At 69.7% G+C, this 21,359-nt stretch carries 18 protein-coding genes; 11 read left to right on the top strand and 7 right to left on the bottom strand.

Going from position 1 to position 21,359, the window contains the following annotated elements:
• Window positions 1-9: 9 nt before the first annotated feature.
• The 6 genes from ACL02T_RS15670 to ACL02T_RS15645 all read right to left on the bottom strand — a co-directional run bounded on the left by ACL02T_RS15670 (window position 10) and on the right by ACL02T_RS15645 (window position 5,051).
• Window positions 10-567, bottom strand: a complete 558-nt coding sequence (locus tag ACL02T_RS15670; RefSeq protein WP_412831447.1) for a VOC family protein — start codon at window positions 565-567, stop codon at window positions 10-12.
• 25 nt (window positions 568-592) lie between these two features.
• On the bottom strand, window positions 593-991 hold the full coding sequence (locus ACL02T_RS15665) for a cupin domain-containing protein (protein ID WP_412831446.1): 399 nt from the start codon (window positions 989-991) through the stop codon (window positions 593-595).
• Window positions 992-1,003: 12 nt separating this feature from the next.
• Complete coding sequence (locus tag ACL02T_RS15660; protein ID WP_412831445.1) at window positions 1,004-1,792, bottom strand: SDR family NAD(P)-dependent oxidoreductase; 789 nt, start codon at window positions 1,790-1,792, stop codon at window positions 1,004-1,006.
• Window positions 1,793-1,861: 69 nt separating this feature from the next.
• Window positions 1,862-2,314 (bottom strand): pyridoxamine 5'-phosphate oxidase family protein, encoded by a 453-nt coding sequence (locus tag ACL02T_RS15655; protein ID WP_412831444.1) that lies wholly within the window; start codon window positions 2,312-2,314, stop codon window positions 1,862-1,864.
• Window positions 2,315-2,352: 38 nt separating this feature from the next.
• Window positions 2,353-3,441, bottom strand: a complete 1,089-nt coding sequence (locus ACL02T_RS15650; RefSeq protein ID WP_412831443.1) for an ABC transporter permease — start codon at window positions 3,439-3,441, stop codon at window positions 2,353-2,355.
• The gene (locus ACL02T_RS15645; RefSeq protein ID WP_412831442.1) at window positions 3,438-5,051 is read right to left on the bottom strand and encodes a sugar ABC transporter ATP-binding protein; all 1,614 of its coding nucleotides are present in this window, start codon (window positions 5,049-5,051) and stop codon (window positions 3,438-3,440) included. Before ACL02T_RS15645 ends, ACL02T_RS15650 begins: the two co-directional genes overlap by 4 nt.
• 388 nt (window positions 5,052-5,439) lie before the next feature.
• Between ACL02T_RS15645 and ACL02T_RS15640 the strand changes: the two genes are divergently transcribed.
• On the top strand, window positions 5,440-6,540 hold the full coding sequence (locus ACL02T_RS15640; RefSeq protein WP_412831441.1) for a Glu/Leu/Phe/Val family dehydrogenase: 1,101 nt from the start codon (window positions 5,440-5,442) through the stop codon (window positions 6,538-6,540).
• Between the two features lie 201 nt (window positions 6,541-6,741).
• Window positions 6,742-7,194, top strand: coding sequence for an SDR family oxidoreductase (locus ACL02T_RS15635; RefSeq protein ID WP_412831440.1), 453 nt, complete (start codon window positions 6,742-6,744; stop codon window positions 7,192-7,194).
• Window positions 7,195-7,261: 67 nt separating this feature from the next.
• On the opposite strand, the gene ACL02T_RS15630 is transcribed toward ACL02T_RS15635, so the two are convergent.
• Window positions 7,262-8,458: an RsbRD N-terminal domain-containing protein gene (locus tag ACL02T_RS15630; protein WP_412831439.1), complete on the bottom strand. Its 1,197-nt coding sequence runs from the start codon at window positions 8,456-8,458 to the stop codon at window positions 7,262-7,264.
• A gap of 102 nt (window positions 8,459-8,560) precedes the next feature.
• Here ACL02T_RS15630 and ACL02T_RS15625 point away from each other — a divergent pair, with 102 nt between their 5' ends.
• The 9 genes from ACL02T_RS15625 (at window position 8,561) to ACL02T_RS15585 (ending at window position 21,359) form a co-directional block, all read left to right on the top strand.
• Window positions 8,561-12,097 (top strand): indolepyruvate ferredoxin oxidoreductase family protein, encoded by a 3,537-nt coding sequence (locus ACL02T_RS15625; RefSeq protein ID WP_412831438.1) that lies wholly within the window; start codon window positions 8,561-8,563, stop codon window positions 12,095-12,097.
• Window positions 12,098-13,722: 1,625 nt separating this feature from the next.
• Window positions 13,723-14,553: a mycofactocin-coupled SDR family oxidoreductase gene (locus ACL02T_RS15620; RefSeq protein WP_412831437.1), complete on the top strand. Its 831-nt coding sequence runs from the start codon at window positions 13,723-13,725 to the stop codon at window positions 14,551-14,553.
• A gap of 49 nt (window positions 14,554-14,602) precedes the next feature.
• Entirely contained in the window at window positions 14,603-14,989 is a 387-nt protein-coding gene (locus tag ACL02T_RS15615; protein ID WP_412831436.1) for a putative quinol monooxygenase, read from the top strand.
• Complete coding sequence (locus ACL02T_RS15610; protein ID WP_412831435.1) at window positions 14,982-15,836, top strand: mycofactocin-coupled SDR family oxidoreductase; 855 nt, start codon at window positions 14,982-14,984, stop codon at window positions 15,834-15,836. The genes ACL02T_RS15615 and ACL02T_RS15610 overlap by 8 nt, the downstream gene beginning before the upstream one ends.
• Before the next feature lie 27 nt (window positions 15,837-15,863).
• Complete coding sequence (fabG, locus tag ACL02T_RS15605; protein WP_412831434.1) at window positions 15,864-16,601, top strand: 3-oxoacyl-ACP reductase FabG; 738 nt, start codon at window positions 15,864-15,866, stop codon at window positions 16,599-16,601.
• On the top strand, window positions 16,601-17,092 hold the full coding sequence (locus ACL02T_RS15600) for a MaoC family dehydratase (RefSeq protein ID WP_412831433.1): 492 nt from the start codon (window positions 16,601-16,603) through the stop codon (window positions 17,090-17,092). Before fabG ends, ACL02T_RS15600 begins: the two co-directional genes overlap by 1 nt.
• A 91-nt stretch (window positions 17,093-17,183) precedes the next feature.
• On the top strand, window positions 17,184-19,175 hold the full coding sequence (locus tag ACL02T_RS15595; RefSeq protein ID WP_412831432.1) for an oxidoreductase: 1,992 nt from the start codon (window positions 17,184-17,186) through the stop codon (window positions 19,173-19,175).
• 20 nt (window positions 19,176-19,195) lie between these two features.
• On the top strand, window positions 19,196-20,140 hold the full coding sequence (locus ACL02T_RS15590; RefSeq protein WP_412831431.1) for an MBL fold metallo-hydrolase: 945 nt from the start codon (window positions 19,196-19,198) through the stop codon (window positions 20,138-20,140).
• A gap of 4 nt (window positions 20,141-20,144) precedes the next feature.
• Entirely contained in the window at window positions 20,145-21,359 is a 1,215-nt protein-coding gene (locus ACL02T_RS15585) for an acetyl-CoA C-acetyltransferase (protein WP_412831430.1), read from the top strand.

Genomic DNA, 21,359 nt, shown 5'->3' with positions numbered 1-21,359 from the left:
AACGGTCGGTCAGGAGTTGGTCCACGCTGCGGCGGGCTGTAGGAGGCGGGCGTCCGTGGACGCCTCGTACGGCAGTGCCCCGCCGGGCCGGTGGACGAGTTCGAGGTAGAGGTCGATCGGCGTCCGCAGGTAGAGGATCGTGAGGCCCGCATGCGGCACGTCCTCGAGCAGCACGGGGTCGCCGCAGGGCGTGCAGCCGCGGGCGACGAGGTAATCGCGGGCGGCGTCGACGTCGCCGACCTGGATGGCGAGATGGGTCGCGCCCCGGTCGTGGTTGCGCGGCCAGGTGGTTCTCTGGTCCGGGTCGGTCCACTCCAGCAGCTCGACGACCTGTGTCGGTCCGAGGCGGACCATGGCGAGGACCGCCGTCGCCCGGGCGGGTACGTCGAAGTGGTCGCTCACCCAGTCGCCGGTCGGATCGCCGAACGGCCCGGCGCGGAACAGCTCGGTGCCCCCCAGCACGTCGACCAGGAACGCGACGGCCGCGTCGAGGTCGGGGACGGTCCAGGCGACGTGGTCGACGTTGGTGGCCGTGGGTACGCCGACGGCCGTGTGGGTGTCGGTCATGTTCGTCCTCCCGGACTCATCGGGGTCAATGGGCATGGGTGTGGGGACGCTGACCGCCGTCGAGGAGCTCGACCGTCACGATCTCCAGCGGCGAGTCGCCGACGTTCTCGAGGTCGTGGATCAGGTTCTCGCCGGGGCCGTAGCGCTGGAACGACACCTGCCCGACTGTCGGCTCGATGTAGCGGCCCGTCCCGTCCTCGAACCGCTGGAAGGCCGAGCTGGCGCGCACGCACACCCAGAAGTAGTCGATCGTGTGGTTGTGGAAGGGCACGCGAGTGCCTGGTTCGATGGTGGAGCCCCATACCCGCACCGACTCGTTCTCGAACCACACGACGTTGCCGACGGCCAGGTTGTCCTTGGCCGCCTTTAGCTCGTCCTGGAACTCGTCGACGTCGTAGGTCGGAACCGCTGTTTCGTCGCTCATTTCGTCCTTCTCTCAGACTGTGGGGATGCTGCCGCCGTTGACCGTGTATTCGGCACCGGTGACGAAGCTGGCAAGGGGACTGGACAGGAACACGTTCACCGCCGCGACCTCGTCGACCGAGGCCAGGCGCGCCAGCGGGAGGCGCCGCATCGTCGTGGCGAAATGCCGGATGGCCTCCTCTGCCGACAACCCGAGCTGCTCGGCGAGGGAGTCGGCGAAACCGCCGGGCCGGTCCCACATGGGCGTCCTGGTGGGACCGGGGCTCACGGTGTTGACCCGGACGTTCTTGGGCCCGAACTCGATCGACAGCGTCTTCATGAACATCACGATCGACGCCTTGGTGACGTTGTACTCCGCGAAGAACGGGTCGGGCATGCGCGCCGCGTCGGAGGCGACGCTGACGACCGAACCACCCCCGGCGTCGACCATCGCGGGGATCAGCGCGCGGCACATCCGGACCACGCTGAGGAAATTCACGTCGATGGAATGCATCCAGTCCGCATCGGCACCGTCGAGGGCGCTCTCGCGGACCGGAGCGATACCGGCGCAGTTGACGAGCACCGCGGGCGGGCCGAACGCCTCGACCGCCGCGGAGAGCACTTCGTCGCCGACGCGGGCCCCGGTGAGGTCCTTCTTCAGGAAGACGAGCCGGCTGCCCGTCAGCGGCTCGATCTCGCCGGGGTTCATGTCGACCCCCACCACGTTGGCGCCCTCGGCGAGGAAGGCCTTCGCCGTGGCGAGGCCGATGCCGGAACCTGCACCGGTCACCACGACGTTCTTTCCGTCGAGTCCAGTCTTCATGTCTGCTGATTCCTCTCTGCGGTCTGATGAAGGGAGAAGGGGCCGCCTGTGGGCGACTCCGGGGGTCGCTCAGACCGGCGTCCCGTAGGACGTTGTCCGCCCGGTGTGCCAGGGGCCGTGGCCCGTGACGCGCGTGACGTCGATGTTGATCGTGCAGAAGTCGTCCTCGCCGAGGTCGAGGCCCCACTTGCCCGTGTACTTCAAGGCGAGGTCGTCCATGAACCGCTTGGCCTTGACCGGGTCGTGGTCGACGGTCGCGTTGCCCTCGACCAGGAGGTGCCGGTGCAGCCCGTTCGCGGCCTTGATGTCGTCCATGATCGAGAGGACGACGTAGGGATTCCGGAGGACGTTCTTCGTCTTGACCCGCCACGGCGGGGTACCGATCGTGATGGTCCCCTCGGGCGTGAGGTCGAACCAGACGAACGAGACGTGGGGCCTGCCGTTGCTCCGGATCGTCACGAAGTGGGCGTTGACCGGAGATTCCAGGATCTTGCGTGCCTCGGGATGGATCGGGATCGACATCGCTACTCCTTTGTCGTGTCGTCGCCAGGTGGGGTGTCTCAGGGGTTCCCGACGGTCTCGAGGCTTGTCCTCGGCGCGTCGTCTCGCGACTCGTCCTTGGGGCCGGGTCCGGCCGTGGCGGCAGCGGTCGCGATCTTGCCGGTGTAGACGTTGAGGATGACGGCCAGGACGAGGATGATGCCGCCGACCAGCGGCTTCATGTAGACGTTCATGTCGCTCTGGTCGAGCCCGTTCTGCAGTATCGAGTAGAGCAGCACGCCCACGAGCGTCTGCCGGATGCCACCGACGCCGCCGAAGAGCGAGTTGCCGCCGAGGACGACGATGGCGAAGACGGGCAGCAGGTTGTTCAGGCCGGTGTCGGCCTGGGCTGACCCGAGGCGGCCGACGTTGACCAACCCGCCAATCGCGAACAGCACCCCTGCTGCGACGAAGACGTAGACGACAATGCGCCCGGCGGGGACGCCGCTGAGGACCGCGGCCTGCCGGTTGGCACCAGCCATGTAGATGTACCGGCCGATTCGGGTGTGGCGGAGCACCAGGTAGCTGATGATCATGATCACCCCCGCGAACACGGCGATGACGGGGACCGGGCCCCACGTGGCCTGGGCTATGCCGCGACCGATCGAGGTGGTGGCCGCGACGGAGTTGCCCTGGGCGAAGTAGTACGCGAGACCTTGGGCGACGAGAAGGATCGACAGTGTCGCGACGAAGCTGGGTACCCCGACGCGCACGACGATGAGACCGTTGATCAGGCCGAACATCAGGCCGACAGCGATGGCGATGATCACCGCGAACACTTCGTTGCCTGCGCCGACGATGACCTGCCCGAGGAAGGGCAGCGGGAACGGTGTCTGGGACACCACGAGCGAGGCAACCAGCCCGCTGACGGAGGCGATGGCCGCGAAGGACAGGTCGATCTCGCCGAGCACGACGACCAGCGTCAAGCCGGTCGCCAGGATCGCCAGCACCGAGGACTGGATGGCGATGTTCCGCACGTTCGCGAGGGTCGGGAAGGTCTCCGGTGCGATCGCGGAGAAGACGACGATGACCGCCACGAGCGCGGCCAGGGGCGCAAGCGTCGGCAGACTGCGCCGAGCCCACTCGTTGAGCATCGATGTCGTGGTCACGCCGAGATCTCCGTTTCCCCGAGGTGGGCTGCGGTCATGAGCGTCGAGCTGCTGGCCGGGCAGTCGTGCAGGTGCGCGCGGATGCGGCCCTGCTGGGCGACGTAGACCCGGTCCGCGACAGCGAGGATGCTCTCCGGCTCGGCGGACACGACGAGGACCGCGGTGCCGTGCTCGGCCGCCGAGGAGCGGATGAGCCTGACGACGTCGTCCTTGGCGCCAACGTCCATGCCGCGCGTCGGTTCGACGAGGATCATCAGTCGTGGCGGTCGCACGAGACAGCGGGCGAACAGCAGCTTCTGCTGGTTTCCCCCCGAGAGGGTGCCGGGGAGGGTGCGTGGGTCGCAGCTCTTGACCGACAGCCTGCCGAGCTGCTCGCTGGTGATTGCGAACTCCTTCGACCGGGCGAGCCGGAGGCCGAGCAGCCGGTGCAGCTGCGCGATCGTCACGTTCGCCGCGGCGTGCTGCGGGAAGGCGAGTGCCTCCCGACGGTCCTGCGGTATGTAGGCCGACTCCAGCGTCCGGACGGAGTGCTCCGGAGACCGGACCGCCACCCCGTCGACCTCGACCGATCCGGAGTGCGCCTGGCGCACTCCGAACGCCGCCTCGGCGAGCTCGACACTCCCGGAGCCGATGTCCCCGAACAAGCCGACGACCTCACCGGGGTGAACCTCGAGGCTCATGTCCGTGATCCGCGAGGGGGCCGCGACGCGGGCGATGCGCAGGCGCGGCCGAGACTCCGGCACCGGTTGCAGCCTGAACTCGGCCCCGGACACCACGCTCGCGATGCGGTTGTCCGCGCCAACCATGAGACGGACGAGGTCGTTCTTGGTCACCTTCGCCGTCCGGCGCTCGCCGGCGACCGAGCCGTTGCGCAGCACGGTCGCGCTGTCCGTGTGGGCCATGACGTCGTCGAGAAAGTGGGTGATGAGGACGAAGGACGTGCCCTTGCGGGACATCCGGCGGATGAACGCGAAGAGGCGATCCGCCTCGGCGACGCCGAGGGCGGACGTGGGCTCGTCGAGCACGACGATCTTGCCGCCGGAGAACAGCGCTCGGGCGATCTCGATCATCTGCTGCTCGGCGACCGACAGCTCTCCGACCTTCCTTCGCGCGTCGATGGACAGCCCGAGCTGGTCAAGGTGGTCCTGCGCGGTTGCCTGCGCCTGTCGCCATCGCACGAGCCTCCGACGGTGGCCGAAGCCTCCGGTCACGAGGTTCTCCGCGACGCTGAGTGGCGGGTACAGCGACATCTCCTGCGAGATGATGCGCACCCCGGCACGGATCGCCGAGGAGGGCCGGAAGTCGAGCAGGTGTCCGTCCACAGTGGCCGATCCGGCGTTTGGTCGGACGGCCCCCGCGATGACCTTGCCGAGAGTGCTCTTGCCTGCGCCGTTCTCACCGAGCAGCGCGCGTACCTCGCCGCGGGCGACCTGGAAGTCGACCCCGTCGAGAGCGGTGATGCCGCCGTACCGGACCGTGATCCCCTCCAGGCGGACGGTCGGGACGGCCTCTGCCGACTGCGCAGCGCTATCACCGTCGGCACCAGTTCGCGGTGTCGTGCACCGGTCGTCACCGCCGTCCGCCCGATCGGGACATCGTTCGAACCCCACAGGCCGTCTCCCGTCTCGGCTGCCGACCACTTCGTCGATGGCCGTGCGAGGAAAGGTAAGGAGTGAGCGGACTCACGGTCCAATACCGCCGCGACCGGTCATCCATACTTTCGAGGTATTTGACGGTGGTGCGTGACCAGTCGCAGGAGCGCCGCGGGCGCGCACACATCCACACCAGATCGCGCTTCGCGCGCTGGATTCCTGCGTCTTCTGCGGCGAATCGGTGCTTGCTCCGGTCCGCGGGGCCACCCTCGATGACACTGGTGAACGTCCAGGCGGGACCGGATGGTCAGCGTGCCGGACCGCCGCTGCCGGACGTTCTCGACGGCACCGACACCGGCCTGGCTGCGCCGGGCGACCCCTGCTGAGCAGCACCTTCAGGAGCATCATGACCACTTCGACCACCATGCCGGGGCGATTCGGTGTGTTCGACAATCCCGAGTTCGCGGACTCTTCGCATGAGCGGGTTCTGTTCTGCCACGACCGCGTCAGCGGCCTGCGGTGCATCATCGCGATCCACTCCCTCGCCCTCGGACCCGCCGTCGGCGGCTGCCGGATGTACCCCTACGCCGACGACGCGTCGGCCTTGCTCGACGTACTGAGGCTTTCCCGTGGGATGACGTTCAAGGCCGCCGGAGCGGGCCTCGACCACGGCGGCGGGAAAGCGGTCATCATCGGGGACCCCCGTACGGCCAAGTCGCCTGGTCTCTTCGAGGCTTTCGGCCGATTCGTCGACGAGCTCGGCGGCCGGTACATCACGGCAGGCGACGCGGGCACCGACTCCGATGACATGGACGTCATCGGACGGACGACCGGCTACGTGGCATTCCGCACCGTCTCGGCAGGCGGCTCCGGAGACAGTGGCCTCAACACCGCTCTCGGCGTTCTGCAGGCGATGCGCGCCGGTGCGCAGGCTCAGTGGGGCACCAGCTCGCTGGTCGGCCGGACCGTCGGGGTCGAAGGACTCGGCAAGGTCGGCTCCCGTCTTGCCGCACTTCTGGTCGACGCCGGCGCGACGGTGATCGCAGGCGACATCGACGAGCGGGCCGTCGAGCGAGCCCGTTCCGCGTTGCCCACTGTCCGGTTCGTTCGCGACGTGTCCTCCGCGGCACTCGACATCTACGCGCCGTGCGCTCTGGGCGGCACGGTCAACGCCGACGCCGTCGACCGCATCACGGCTCGGCTGATCTGCGGTGGCGCGAACAACCAGCTCTCCACTCCGGATGTGGAACAGCGGCTCATCGACCGTGGAGCGCTCTGGGTGCCCGACTTCCTGGCCAGTGCCGGCGGGCTCATCCAGGCGGCCGCCGAGATCGCCGGTCAGGACGCAGCGGAGACCCGGCAACGCGTCGGAGGGATCTTCGACACCGTGGAACGAGTTGTCGCGCATGCGGCCGCACACCGGATGACGACCGGCGCCGCAGCCCGCGAACTCGCGTTGCAGCGGATCCACTCGGCCGCCGCGGCTCGAGCGCTTCAGAACACCTGAGGCGCCATCTTCGGCACGGTTCCGACGTCACGGGTGTAGGCGGCGGCGGCGCTGGCCCCACCCGGGAGTGAGCCGGAAGGCCGCCCGATCGAGAGAGGACCACATCAGTGGATCTGAAGCTGCGAGGCAAGCGCGCCTTGGGGACCGGCGGCAGTCGGGGGCTGGGGTTGGCGATCGCGCGACGACGACGAGCCGCGCTCCGTGGAGACCAAGGTCCTGGGCTACCTCCGGTGCGCGCGGGCGGTTGCGCCCCAGATGGTCGAGCGGGGTTGGGGGCGCGTGATCAACATCAGTGGGCTCAACTTCCGCCGCACCGGCTCCGTCTTCGGCTCGATCCGCAACGTGTCGGTGTCCGCCCTGACGAAGAACCTGGCCGACGAGTTCGGCCCCCAGGGGATCAACGTGACGGTCGTGCATCCCGGACTGACCGAGACCGAGGGGGTGCAAGACATGATCCGCGCCAGCGCGCAGGCGCGCGGAGTGACGGAGGCGGAGTTAGCCGAAGCCTTCGCCGCCGACGTCAGCATCGGCCGTCTCGTGCGCCCGGCCGAGATCGCGCACGTCGTGACATTCCTGGCGTCACCGTGGAGTGTGTCGATCAACGGCGACGGCGTCGCCGCAGGCGGCGGCCGGCTGGGGCCGATCTTCTACTGACGGGGACTGCGGCACCGCCGGTCCGACGACGCCCGGTTCGCGACCGACGACGCTCGGTGCAACCGGGCTATCGGGCGTGGTGCTCCCCGCCGGTCCGCTCGTGGTCCGACCCGGCGAGCCGGCACGCGACGACCGACTGCGACAGACCGGCGAACGTCCGCGGGTCCAGGCCCGTCAGCCGCGCCCACCGCTCCAGTCGGTAGGTCACGCTGTTGGCGTGCACCTGCACGGCGGGGGCGGTCGCGGCGACGGACATGTCGGCGGCTGCGAAGGCCAGCACGGTCTCGGTCAGGTGGGGGTTGCTCCGGGCCACCTCGACCGCGGAGGCCAGGAGCACCTCCAGCCGCGCCCGCTCGGCCAGCACGACGGCCTCGTGCCAGTCCCGGGCAAACGTGCGGATCGGGTGCCGCGCGGACGTGGCGCCGAACGCCAGGCGGGCGTCGCCGAGGCTCGCGCTCGCACCCGCCAGGCCCGCCCGCGCGACCCCGACCCCCCACCGCCCCGAGAGCGACCCCGCGGCGAGGCACTGCGCGACCAGCTCGGGGAACCGCTGCGTCTGGGTGACCATCTCCAGCCCACCGCCCGCCACCGCGCGGCTCACGACGTCCGCGGCGAGATGCGCGGGCAGTGCCGAGACGGTCCGCGCGGTCGCGGGCTCGAGATCGGCGAGATCGGGCAGCCAGACGATGCCCAGAAACGACCCGGCCGGATCGAGCCCGAGCCGGGTCGCGATGACCGAGGCGACAGACCGCTGCTCGGGGTCCTCGACGCAGTCCAGGAACTGGTGGGCCAGGGTGATCCGGTCACCGTCGATGGCCCTGGCGACCCGGCTGTGCGCACGGGCCATCACCGTCGTGGTCTCGCGGATCGCGTCGAACATCAGGGTGCCGATGCGAGGCAGCAGCGGGGCCGTCGCGGGAGTCGAGCGCTCGACGACGATCCGCCAGATCTCGGCGTCAGCCGCCTGGTAGGCCGCGATGAGCGCGTCGATGGGTATGCCTTCGGCGGCCCGCTCGGCGGCGAGGTCGGAGGCCGCCTCCAGCTCGAACGGACTCAGCCCGCGTTGCTCGGCCAGCGCCTGCAGCCGGTTGCCCATCTGTACCGCGACGGCCCTGCGGTGCTCGGCCTCGATGACGACGGAGTACACGGGTTGAGCGCGGCGGATGGACTCGGTGACGGTCCCCGCGATGGCCGAGACCTCCAGCGCCATGCCCCGGCAGATCCGCTCCACCGCCACCCAGTCCTCGTGATTATCACGAACCATGTCCAGCTCCGTTCCGCGAAAGACCTGGTTTTCTCCTATGGAAGCTAGCCTCCCTCCGCGCCAGGATGGGGATAGCCCCGACTCCAGCGTCCCGAGGACCCAATGACGACTCCCACCGCGAGCCCCGCAGGCGCCGCCCCCGGCGGCAACCCGTTGGACGACCGCTTCGACCTGCTCGACGGCGAGGTCCATCTGTCCGGCATCCAGGCGCTGGTCCGGCTGCCGCTGGAACAGCGGCGGCTGGACCAGCGGCGCGATCTCGACATCGGGATCTTCGTCTCGGGCTACGAGGGCTCGCCCCTGGCCGGGCTGGACCTGCAGCTCTCGCGGCAGGTGAAGCGGCTCGTCGCCCACCGAGTGGTCTTCCAGCCCGGTGTGAACGAGGAGCTGGCGGCGAACGCCGTCCAGGGAACGCAGCTGGCATCTGCGTCGGAGGATCGCATCGGTGACGGCGTGGTCGGGATCTGGTACGGCAAGGCGCCGGGTCTGGATCGAGCCACCGACGCGATCCGGCACGGCAACCTGGGCGGCACCCACCACCGTGGCGGCGTCCTGGCCCTGGTCGGTGACGACTCGACCGCGAAGTCCTCGACCGTCCCCAGCAGCTCCGAGCCGGCCATCGCGGAGCTCGGCATGCCCTGCCTGTCCCCGGCTGACCCCCAGGACATCCTCGATCTTGGTCTGCACGGCATCGCGATGTCGCGGACGTGTGGGCTGTGGGTGGCGATGAAGCTGGCGACGAACGTGGTCGACGGGGCAGGCACCGTCCGGCTCAGCTCGACGCGGGTCATGCCGGTCGTCCCGGACACGACCTTCGACGGTGTGCCATTCGTCCACGAGCCGACCGGGAACCTCCTGCAGCCGACGCTGAGCAGGCTCGAGGCGACTCAGGTCCGCCAGCGCATGGAACTCGCGCGACGCTACGCGGCCGCCAACGACCTCAACCAGATCATCGGCGACGACGCCGCCGAGATCGGTGTCGTCTGCGCCGGGGCGACCTACCTCGACGTGCGACAGGCTCTGTCGGACATGGGAATTACTGCGGCGACGCTCGGCCAGAGCGGTGTCCGCGTGCTCAAGCTCGGCATGATCCATCCTCTTGAGCCCGGCGTGGTCGACCGCTTCAGCGAGGGCCTGAGCGAGATCGTCGTGGTCGAGGAGAAGAAGGCGTTCGTCGAGCTCGCGCTGAAGGACCTGCTGTACGGACGGCCGTGGGCCCCCCGTGTCGTCGGGAAGCGGGACGAGCAGGGCCGGGAGCTGTTCCGGGCAGACGGCGACCTGCCGGCAGACTACATCGCGGCCCGGCTCGCGCCGCGAATCCGCGACCACGCCGGGGCAGGTCTGGGCGCCGCCTCGGCCAGCGCCTGGCTCGACCGGCAGCAGTCCGCGCGCCGGGTACCGACGCTACTTCCGATCCTGCCCCGCCGCCCCGCCTTCTGCTCCGGCTGCCCGCACAACAACTCGACCAAGGTGCCCGACGGCTCGCTGCTCGGGGCGGGCATCGGGTGTCACGCCCTGGTCGCTTACATGCCCGAGGACCGCGTCGGCACCTCGATCGGGCACAGCCAGATGGGGGGCGAGGGCGCCACCTGGATCGGCATGAGCCCGTTCGTCACGCGCGAGCACCTCTTCCAGAACCTCGGCGACGGCACCTACCACCACTCGGGTTCGCTCGCCATCCGGGCAGCGATCGCGAGCGGCACGAACATCACCTACAAGGTGCTCTACAACGACGCTGTCGCGATGACCGGCGGCCAGCAAGCCGTCGGGAAGATGGCGGTGCCGGAGATGGTGGCCGAGCTGTTGGCCGAGGGCGTGGCCCGGATCGTGATCACCAGCGACCAACCGAAGCGGAGCAGGCGGGCGTTCGGGCGCAGGCTCCCCGCGAAGGTGACCATCCGGCATCGGGACGAGCTGATCTCCGTGCAGGAGGAGCTCGCCCGAGTCGCCGGTGTGACCGTGCTGGTCCACGAGCAGGAGTGCGCCACGGAGCTGCGGCGCAAGCGCAAGCGGGGCCTGGTCGAGACTCCGGACCGGCGCATCTTCATCAACGAGCGGGTCTGCGAGGGCTGCGGCGACTGCGGCGACCAGTCGGGCTGTCTGTCGGTGCGCCCCACCGACACCGAGTTCGGCCGCAAGACCATGATCCACCAAGCCTCGTGCAACCTGGACTTCTCGTGCCTGAAGGGTGACTGCCCCTCGTTCGTCGAGGTACTCCCGCGCAAGGCGGCGAAGCGACCCGGGAAGGCGTTCCCCCAGCAGGTGGAGGCCGATGACCTGCCCACCCCCGTCCGGCTCGTCACCGCGGACGACTTCACCATGCGCATCACCGGCGTCGGCGGTACCGGCGTGGTGACGGTGGCGCAGGTCCTCGCCGCGGCCGCCTCCCACGCCGGGCTCCAGGTCAAGGGACTCGACCAACTGGGCCTGGCCCAGAAGGGCGGTGCCGTCGTGTCCGACGTCCGCATGTCAACCTCGGAGATCGTCGGGACCAACAAGATCGGGCCCGGCGGCTGCGACCTCTATCTCGGCTGCGACATCCTGGTCGCGGCGACCGACACCAACCTCGCGGTCATGGCGCCCGACCGGACCTACGCCGTCGTCTCGACCTCGGTCACCCCGACCAGCCAGATGATCGTTGACACGACGAGCCTCTTCCCGGCGACAGACGACCTGATCGACCGGATCGAGTGGGCCGGATCCCGCCCGGAGAACGTCTTCGTCGACGCGCACACGGCGACCGGTACCGCCGCACTGGACGAGGACCAGTACGACAACATCTTCCTGCTCGGCGTAGCCGTGCAGTCAGGGGTCCTCCCGCTCTCGCCCGAGGACATCGAGTGGGCACTGGACCTGAACGGTGTCCAGGTCGAGCGCAACCTCGCGGCGTTCCGGCTCGGCCGCCGCCACGTGGTCACCGGCGGGGCGGGCGCCACGGCCGCCACGGCCGCGGCACGGGTCACGAGCGACCGGACGGCACGGATCGCCGCGATCGTGCAGGTTCCGGCGGGATGCGAGCTGGGTGCCCTGGTCCGCCGCCGGGTGGACGAGCTCGTCGACTACCAGAACCCAGCATGGGCAGAGCGGTACGCCCGCGAGGTCGAGACCGTCCGCGCCGCCGAGGCCAGTGCGCTCGGCGACAGCACCGCGATCACCGAGGCCTACGCCCGACACCTCTACAAGGTCATGGCCTACAAGGACGAGTACGAGGTGGCCCGGCTGCACCTCGACCCGGAACAGGAACGGCGCCTCGCGGACGAGTTCGGGGCAGGAGCCCGGTACTCGATCCTGCTCCATCCGCCGATCCTGCGAGCCATGGGTCTGAAGAACAAGATCCGGCTCCGCTCGTGGTGGGCCAAGCCGGTGCTGCGCGCCTTGTACGCGATGCGCCCGCTGCGCGGAACCCGGCTCGACCCTTTCGGCTACGACGAGGTGCGGCGCGAGGAGCGACGGCTGATCGACGACTTCGTCCACTCCATGACCACCGCGATGGCGGCCCTGACCCCGGCCACCCGGGACACGGTGCTCGAGCTCGCCGGCCTGCCCGACGTCGTCCGGGGCTACGAGGACATCAAGCTCGCCTCGCTCGAGCGCTACCGGACCCGCCGCACCCAACTCCTGGAGCAGCTGGCCCGGTAGGCCTACCGGGAGGTGGGCCCGCGTACGGCGGACGATCCGCCGCGGCCACCACCTCCCCCGCCCGCGGGAGCTCACGCACCGCGCAGTTTGGCATGACCCCGAGGCCCACCAGCACCATGGTCGGATCCGACCAGAAGGGACAGTGGCCTCCGCCACATGGGGCTTCGGTACCAGCCTGCCCGCCGCGCACCCGGTTCACTATGCGCTCGACGGCGAAGAGATCGTGTTCCGATCTCCATCCCCCTGCAGATCCTGCGCGGCAGACTCACCCCCACGTGACGACAGCACCGGACGGTGTTTCTGCGCCTCCCATAGGGTAGGTACCCTGCCTGCGACCGGCTGTGGGAGGGGGCCGCCGGCGACACTGGTCTACCTCGCCATGACCGGGGACCACACGGTCCGCCCGGGAACCTACGCTCTCACCGGCGGACAGTTCGACGGACACTGGATCTACCCAAGGCACGACGACAGCTGAAGCTCGAGGCACGTCGACCCGACGTGGTCTAGGCGCGACACCCAACGGCACGTCCGCGACCGGACCGGCCACGACACGCACCTGACCGGCCGCGGACCCCGCCTCGCCAGACGGGCTCCCCACACCGACGAGGCAACACCGTCAACGAGCCGTTCGCTGATCCCGGCTGGCGGATGACGTCACACGTTCGGCTGATCGCCCGAGCCAGCACGATCTTGCTGGTCAGGCCGCCGCGGTAACGGCCGATCGCCTCCCGGGCCGGCCGGATCGGGCGTTTCTTGTCATTCGACCGAGCCCCCCGTGTCCAGCTCGAGTGGTACCAGGACCGCCTGGCCGACGCGCCGCGGACCGGGACGGCTGCGGACCCGACCGGGCCGTGTCCTGGGCGACAAGGCCTTCTCCAGCCGCGCGATCCGCTCCCATCTGCGCGGACGTGGGATCACGGCCACGATCCCGGAACCGGACGACCAGATCGGCAACCGCCTCAAGCGAGGCTCACGCGGCGGGCGGCCACCCGTCTTCGACGCGGAGGCCTACGGCGACACCGTCGTCGGGCGGTTGACCGCTCCCGGGCAAGCGCCTCTCGTAGGGTCTGGACGGCCCCGCGGCGTTCCAGGCGAGGACACCGGTCGGGGACGCCACGTCGCCGTTGTGGAAGACCGCGACGTACGCGGGCTCGCCGGGATCCTCGAGCACGACGTCGACGTCGGCCGCGGACGACGTCGAGCCCCAGACCTGGATCTTGAGGTCGAACTGGTCGTCCAGAAGAACGGGGTCGCGCGGCCGGTGGCGGGTGCTCCGCAGATTGCGCGCGCCACCGCCTGGCCCTGCTCGACGAGGGAGGTACCCGCGAGCCACTCGACGGCGGGCACCGACCCCGCTGACCACATGGTCGGCTTACTGAACGTGTGGTTGGACATCGTGATGCGAGGCGCGGGGGTGTCAAGACGCTGCCTGACGTCCGCTTGCGGCTGTTGACAGGAGCGCGAGGCACACCTAATTTGAACAGGCAGTTGGATTACCAACTAGCTGGTTACGTCCGTTGAGCGTGATGCTCGGACGCCTCTCGGGATCCGACAGCACGGACGTGGTCTCGGACGTACCCATCCCGACGAGGACACGTTGCGGTGTCCGTACGGAGGTCACTGAAATGGCGAGTCTCGAGGGCAAGGTCGCCTTCGTCACGGGCGCGGCCCGTGGACAGGGTCGCTCGCACGCGGTCCACCTCGCGCTGGCCGGCGCGGATGTGATCCTGCTCGACATCTGTCAGCAGGTCCCGACCGTCCCCTACGAGATGTCCACGCCGGGGGATCTCGACGAGACGGTGGCGCTCGTCGAGAAGGCCGACCGCCGTGCCGTGCGGCTGGAGTGCGATGTCCGGGATCCAGCTGCGCTCGCGGCGGGCCTGGACCGGGCGGTGGCCGAACTGGGGCGTCTGGACGTCGCGGTGCTCAACGCGGGCATCTGCGAGGTGACGGAGACCCCGCTGGTCTCGGCGGAGGCGTGGAACGCGGTGATCGGGACGAACCTCTCCGGCGCGTTCTTCTCCGCGCAGGCGGCGGCCAAGCACATCGTGGCGGGGGGCCGGGGCGGGTCGATGACCTTCGTCGGATCGGCCAGCACGCTCACGCCGACGTACAACATGGCGGCCTACATCGCCTCGAAGCACGGCGTCGTCGGTCTGACCAAGTCGTTCGCGAAGGATCTGGCGAAGTACCAGGTCAGGGTCAACGTCGTCCACCCGACGAACTGCGATACCGCGATGATCCAGAACCCGGCGATCTACGGGCTGTTCGCGCCGGAGGTCGACGGTCCCACGCGGGAGGCGGTCGAGCCGGCGTTCAAGTCGATGGCGGCGCTGGATACACCCTGGGTCTCGCCCGAGGACGTCTCGCGCGCCGTCGTCTACCTGGCGGGCGAGGGGGGCCGGTACGTGACCGGCGCCCAGCTCGAGATCACGGCCGGCTACCCGCTGCTGTAGCGGCTTCGCACGTCCCTCACCCGCACTTCGCATCGGACGGAGATGTCCCATGTCTGGACCAGTATCGGCCGAGCTCTTGGCGAGCACCCGGCCCGTCGCGTTCTTCGGCTACGCCGATCCCAAGCCTGGCCTCGAGCGGGACCTGCGCGAGCGAATGCTCGCGCTGGGCGACCCGAGCCGTGCCGAGCCCGGAGTCCTCGCCTATGAGGTCCATGAGGCCCCGTCGCGACCCGGGAGCGTGGCGTTCTACGAGGTCTACCGCGACGGCAACGCCGTCCGGGCGCACCTCGAGCAGCCTCACATGCGTGAGTTCTTCGCGGACAGTGCGGCCCTGCTCGCCGGTGACCTGGACATTCACGTGCTCCATCCGATCCTCTCCGAGGAGAGGGCCGAGGAGAGGGCCGAGGAGAGGGACGAGGTGATGCGCGATGGGTAGGTTGGACGGAACGGTCGCCCTCATCACCGGTGGGGCGAAGGGGCAGGGGCGTTCGCACGCCGTCGCCGTGGCGCGCGAGGGTGCGGACGTCGCGCTCCTGGACAACTGCGTCGCCGACGTCGAGGGCCAGTTCTACCCGGGCGGGTCCCGGGAGGACCTGGCGCAGACCCACCGGATGGTCTCTGATCTCGGTCGTCGGTGCGTGAGCATCGTCGCCGACGTCCGCGACGCCGACGCGATGGTGAAGGCCGCGCAGCAGACGGTCGACGAGCTCGGCCGGATCGACCACCTGCTGTGCAACGCCGGGATCATTCTCGGCTTCGGCAAAGTGGCCGACCTCGATCCCGAACACTGGCGAGCGGTGATCGACACGAACCTGACAGGGGCGTTTCATGCCTGTCGTGCGGTCCTGCCCCACATGGTCGCGCAACGCAAGGGGGCGATCGTCATCACGGCCTCGACCGCGGGCCGGTTCGCCTACCAGCACATCGCGGACTACGGCGCGTCGAAGTGGGGTGTGATCGGGCTGATGAAGACCGTGGCGGCCGAGTACGGCGCCTACGGGATCCGGGCGAACTGCGTCGCGCCGACGAACGTCGACCCGGGTGAACTACCCTGGATGAACAACAACGAGCAGGCGTACAAGCTGTTCTGTCCCGACCTCGAGAACCCCACACGTGGGCAGATGCTCGAGCGGATGGCGGCGATGCACCCGCTCGGCGTCCCCCACGTCGCCGCGCAGGACGTCTCGAATGCCTACCTCTACCTGCTCTCGGACGACGCGCGCATGGTTTCCGGCGAGGTCCTGCACGTGTCCGCGGGCCTCATCGCGAACAACACCGCGTGACCGCCGCATCGCGAACAGGAGTACTTCATGGCCAACCTGACCTTCGACTACATCGCCCGGACGATCGTCGTCACCGGCGCGGCCCGTGGCGTGGGCCGGGCCATCGCCGAACGCTTCCGAGAGGCGGGTGGTGAGGTGTTCTGCGTCGACGCGGACGCCGACGCGGTGACCGAGACCGCCAAGGAGATCGGCGCGACCGGGGTCGCCGCCGACATCTCCGACACCGCTCAGGTCGAGGAGCTCTACGAGCGGGTCGTGACCGAGACCGGACGGGTGGACGTCGTGGTCAACAACGCCGGGATCCTGCGGGACGGGATGCTGTGGAAACTCACCGACGACGAGTGGGAGGCGGTCCTCGCGGTGCACGCCGGTGGGACCTTCCGCATGACTCGGGCGGCGGTGCCCCACTTTCGTCGCCAGGGCGGAGGACGGATCATCAACGTCACCTCCTACAGCGGACTCCGGGGGAACCTCGGACAGGCCAACTACGCCGCCGCCAAGGCGGGGATCATCGGGTTCACCAAGACTGCCGCGAAGGAACTCGCCCGATTCGGGGTCACCGTGAACGCGATCTCGCCGAACGCGGAGACCCGGATGATCGACTCGATTCCGCCGGAGCGGCGCAGGGACATCGAGGAGGCCATTCCCCTTCGCCGCTTCGGGGCCCCGTCGGAGATGGCGGCCGCCGTCGCCTTCCTGGCATCGGACGAGGCCGCCTACATCACTGGCGTCGTCCTCCCGGTCGACGGAGGCATCGCGATCTGATGGGCCCGCTCCGACCCACCACCGTCGACGAGCTCAGAGCCCTGGTCGGCGTCGAGCTCGGCCCGACCCCGTGGCGCACGGTCTCCCAGGGAGCGATCGACGACTTCGCGAGGGTGACCGACGACCACCAGTGGATCCACGTCGACCTCGCACGCGCCGCCGCGAGCCCCTTCGGTTCGACGATCGCGCACGGTCTGTACACGCTCTCGCTCGGCCCGGCCCTGCTGGGCGAGCTGATGTCCTTCGACGGGTTCGCCCACACTCTCAACTACGGCTACGAGAAGGTGCGCTTCCCCGCGCCGTCACCGGTCGGGTCGCGCGTCAGGATGCGGGCGGTGATCCAGTCCGTCGATCGGGTCGGCGCCGACACCGCCCACGTGCTCACAGAGACGATCTTCGAGAGCGACACCGGGCAGAAGCCGGTCTGCGTCGCCGTGCAGGTCAGCCGGTTCGCCGAGGCCATCCTTGACAGGCCCGTCGGGCACCCCTAACCTGCCGCGAGTTACTGTTCGTTCAAATTTCCAACCTCACGGTTGGGCGGGCAGTGCCTCAGCCACCACTTCGACACTGAGGAGCGCGACGATGCGCGAGTACGACTCTCTCTGGCAGCCCTTGCAGGTCGGCCCCGTCACGCTCAAGAACCGGGTCGTGGTGACCCCGCACGCGCTGGCCTACGGCCGCGACAACCTCATGACCCAGCAGAGCGTCGACTACTACGAGGAGCGGGCGAAGGGCGGTGCCGGTCTGATCCTCACCGAGGCCCAGGTCGTGCACCCGTCGAGCCGCGGGATGATGCTCCGCACCCTGCAGAGCTGGCCCACCGACGTCATCCCGGTCTACGAGCGGCTCGCGAAGGCCGTGCACAGGCACGGCGCCAAGGTGTTCGTCGACCTCTCGCACTTCGGTGCCGAGGACAACAACACGATGCACCTGGACAACTGGCGGTCGCTGTGGAGTGCGTCCGGCCTGCCGTCGCCGACCTTCGGTGAGATCCCGCGGCCGATGACGGAGGAGGACATCGCCGAGCTGGTCGCCGGGTTCGGCCGCAGCGCGCGCAACGCCGCCGTCGCGGGCCTGGACGGCGCCGAGGTCCACGCCGCCCACGGCTACCTGCTGTGCAGCTTCCTCTCTCCGCTGACCAACCGTCGTACCGACGCCTACGGCGGGTCGACCGAGAACCGGTGCCGGATCGTCGTCGAATGTGCGCAGGCGGTACGGAAGGCGATGCCCGCGGGGGAGTTCGCGGTGGGCGTCCGCCTGTCGCTGAATGAGTTCGTGGCCGGCGGGATCGAGCCCGACGAGGGCGAGCGCATCCTCCGGACCCTGGACGAGACCGGCCTGTTCGACTACTTCAGCGTCAGCGGCGGAGCCGCTCTGACATTCCACCAGACCGTGTCCCCGATGAGCATCCCCGGGACCCCGCTGGTCGACCTGGCGGTGCGCGCCAAGCGGATCACCGACAAGCCGGTGCTCACCGCCAACGGGATCGCGGACCTGGACACCGCGAACGGGATCATCGAGCGGGGCGACGCCGACCTGGTGGCGATGACCCGCGCCCACATCGCCGACCCCCACCTGATCACCAAGGCGCAGACCGGGCGCGAGGACGAGATCCGGCACTGCGTGGCGGGCAACCAGGGCTGCTTCTCCCGCATGGCCAAGGGCTGGTCGCTGACCTGCACGCAGAACCCGTCAGCGGGCCGCGAGGCCGAGCTGGGGCTGGGCACCCTGGACCATGTCACCGAGCCGAGGACGATCGTCGTCGTCGGGGGTGGACCCGCCGGCATGCGCGCGGCGGAGACCGCCGCCACACGCGGCCACCGCGTCGTCCTGTTCGAGCGGGACGACGTGCTGGGCGGCCAGATCCGCTACGCCGCCCAGCTCCCCACCCGAGGCCGGTGGGCGGCAATGGTCTCTGACATGGAGCGCACGCTCGACAAGTTCAAGGTCGACATTCGGCTGGGCTCGGTCGCGACCGTGGACACGATCGCGGCGGAGGACCCGCATCACGTCGTGGTCGCGACCGGCTCCTCCTGGAGGACGGACGGCTACCTGGCCGCCGTCGGCAACCACGGCGGCATCCCGGGGCTGGAGCACACGACCGTCCTGGACCCGATCACCGCGATCACGGAGCCGCAGCGGGCGGGGGAGCGGGTGCTGATCATCGACGACACCGGCGACTACCTCGCGCTCGGGCTCGCCGAGAAGCTGGCCGCCGAAGGCAAGCAGGTGGAGGTCGTCACCACCCGGATGTCGTTGGGGGACAACACGGTCCTGTATCTCGACACCGCGCACCTCTACCCGCGGCTGCACGCGGCGGGTGTGGAGCTGACCCCTCAGCACGCGGTCTTCCAGGTCACCCCCGAGGGTGCGGTCGTCGGCCGGATCTGGGACGGGCGGACGAAGGTGGTCCCGATCGACTCGATCGTGACCGTGGCGATGCGGGCGCCCGAGGGTGCGCTGGCCACGGCGCTGGCAGGGCGCTTCCCCGTGACCGAGATCGGCGACTGCGTGGCCCCGCGCAGGGTCGACGAGGCGATCTACGAGGGCGAGATGGCGGGACGGACCGTCTGATGAGCCGAGAGGAGTCAACGATGACCAGCTGGCGGGTGGGAGACATCAAGGTCAGCCAGATCGTCGAGATGCCGGTCGAGCCCGGGGAGCTCGACGGGCTGATCGAGGAGGCCACGCCCGAGGCGGTGCGGTCGGTCGAGTGGCTGTACCCGGACTACGCCAACGAGGCCGGACAGACCCTGTGGAGCCTGCACGCCTACGTCGTCGAGACCCCGACACACCGGGTCTTGGTCGACGCGTGCTGCGGCAATCACAAGAACCTCCCACTGATCCCGAACTGGGGCGGCCTGGACACCCCGTTCCTGGAGCGCCTCGCGGCGGCCGGCTACCAGCCGGAGGACATCGACTTCGTTCTCGCCACCCACCTGCACCTCGACCACGTCGGCTGGAACACCGTGCTCGACGGGGACAAGTGGCGCCCGACCTTCCCGAACGCCCGCTACACCTACGTTCGGGACGAGTTCGAGTACCACTCCGGCCTGCGCGAAGGCGTGGCGGCGACCGACGACCTCGCCCACGCCGTCGTCTACCAGGGCGCGAACCCGGACATCCACTCCCAGACCCGGCTGGTGTTCGCCGAGTCCATCCAGCCGTGTGTGGACGCCGGCCTGGTCGACCTGGTCGACGCGAACCACGAGGTCACCCCCGGTGTGCGCTACACCGCGACGCCCGGGCACACCACCGGCCACCACAGCGTCACCCTCGAGTCGCAGGGCCAGGTCGGCCTGGTGACCGGCGACTTCATCCACCATCCGATCCAGATCGCGCACCCGGCGTGGAGCTCGCGCGGCGACACCGACCGGGCGCTGTCCGCCGAGACCCGGACGGGCTTCCTGCGGGCCGTCGCCGGATCCGACATGCTCGTCTTCGGCACCCACTTCAGCGGGCGCAGCGCCGGCCGCATCGTGCTGGACGGCGACGCCTACCGCTTCGTCCCCGCCGTCACGCCCCCAGCAGAGAGCTGATCACATGACCGACGCCGTCATCGTCGCCACCGCCCGTTCGCCCATCGGCCGGGCGGGCAAGGGCTCGCTCAAGGACATGCGCCCGGACGACCTGGCCGCCCAGATGGTGCGCGCGGCGCTGGACGCGGTACCCGAGCTCGATCCCACGCAGCTCGACGACCTCATCCTCGGCTGCGGCAACCCCGGCGGCGAGCAGGGCTTCAACATGGCCCGCATCGTCGCGGTCCAGCTCGGCTACGACGAGCTGCCGGGCACCACGGTCACCCGCTACTGCGCGTCGTCGCTGCAGACCACCCGTATGGCCTTCCACGCGATCAAGGCCGGAGAGGGTCACGCTTTCGTGTCGGCCGGGGTCGAGACGGTCTCCCGTTACGTCAAGGGCATGTCGGACTCGCTGCCGGACACGCAGAACCCGCTGTTCGACGACGCGCAGAAGCGGACCGCCCAGCTCGCCGAGACCAACGACCCGTGGACCGACCCGCGGGGGACCGGCCTGCTCCCGGACGCCTACATCGCGATGGGCCAGACCGCCGAGAACGTCGCGCACGCCACCGGGATCATCCGCGAGGAGCAGGACCGCTGGGCGGTCCGCTCGCAGAACCGGGCCGAGCAGGCCATTGCCGAGGGGCACTTCGCGCGCGAGATCACGCCGGTCACCCTGCCGGACGGCACCGTCGTCAGCACCGACGACGGCCCACGCGCGGGCACCACCCTGGAGAAGGTCGCCGCGCTGAAGCCGGTGTTCCGGGTCGACGGCACGGTCACCGCGGGCAACGCCTGCCCGCTCAACGACGGCGCCGCCGCCCTGGTGATCATGTCGGCCGAGCGGGCCCGCGACCTGGGCCTGCGGCCGCTCGCCCGGATCGTCTCGACCGGGGTGTCCGGGCTGTCGCCGGAGATCATGGGCCTCGGTCCCGTCGAGGCGTCCCGGCGGGCCCTCGCGTTGGCGGGCATGACCATCGACGACGTCGACCTCGTCGAGATCAACGAGGCCTTCGCCGTCCAGGTGCTCGGGTCGGCACGCGAGCTCGGCATCGACGAGGACAAGCTCAACGTCTCCGGTGGCGCAATCGCGCTCGGCCACCCCTTCGGCATGACCGGGGCCCGGATCACGGCCTCGCTGCTCAACAACCTGGAGCGCCACGACAAGCAGATCGGCCTGGAGACGATGTGCGTCGGCGGCGGGCAGGGCATGGCCATGGTCCTCGAGCGGCTCTGA

The sequence above is a fragment of the Pseudonocardia oceanicola genome (assembly GCF_047200735.1).
Classification (GTDB): domain Bacteria; phylum Actinomycetota; class Actinomycetes; order Mycobacteriales; family Pseudonocardiaceae; genus Pseudonocardia.
Note: the sequence above shows the minus strand (reverse complement) of the source record. Positions and strands in the feature narration are given on the sequence as shown.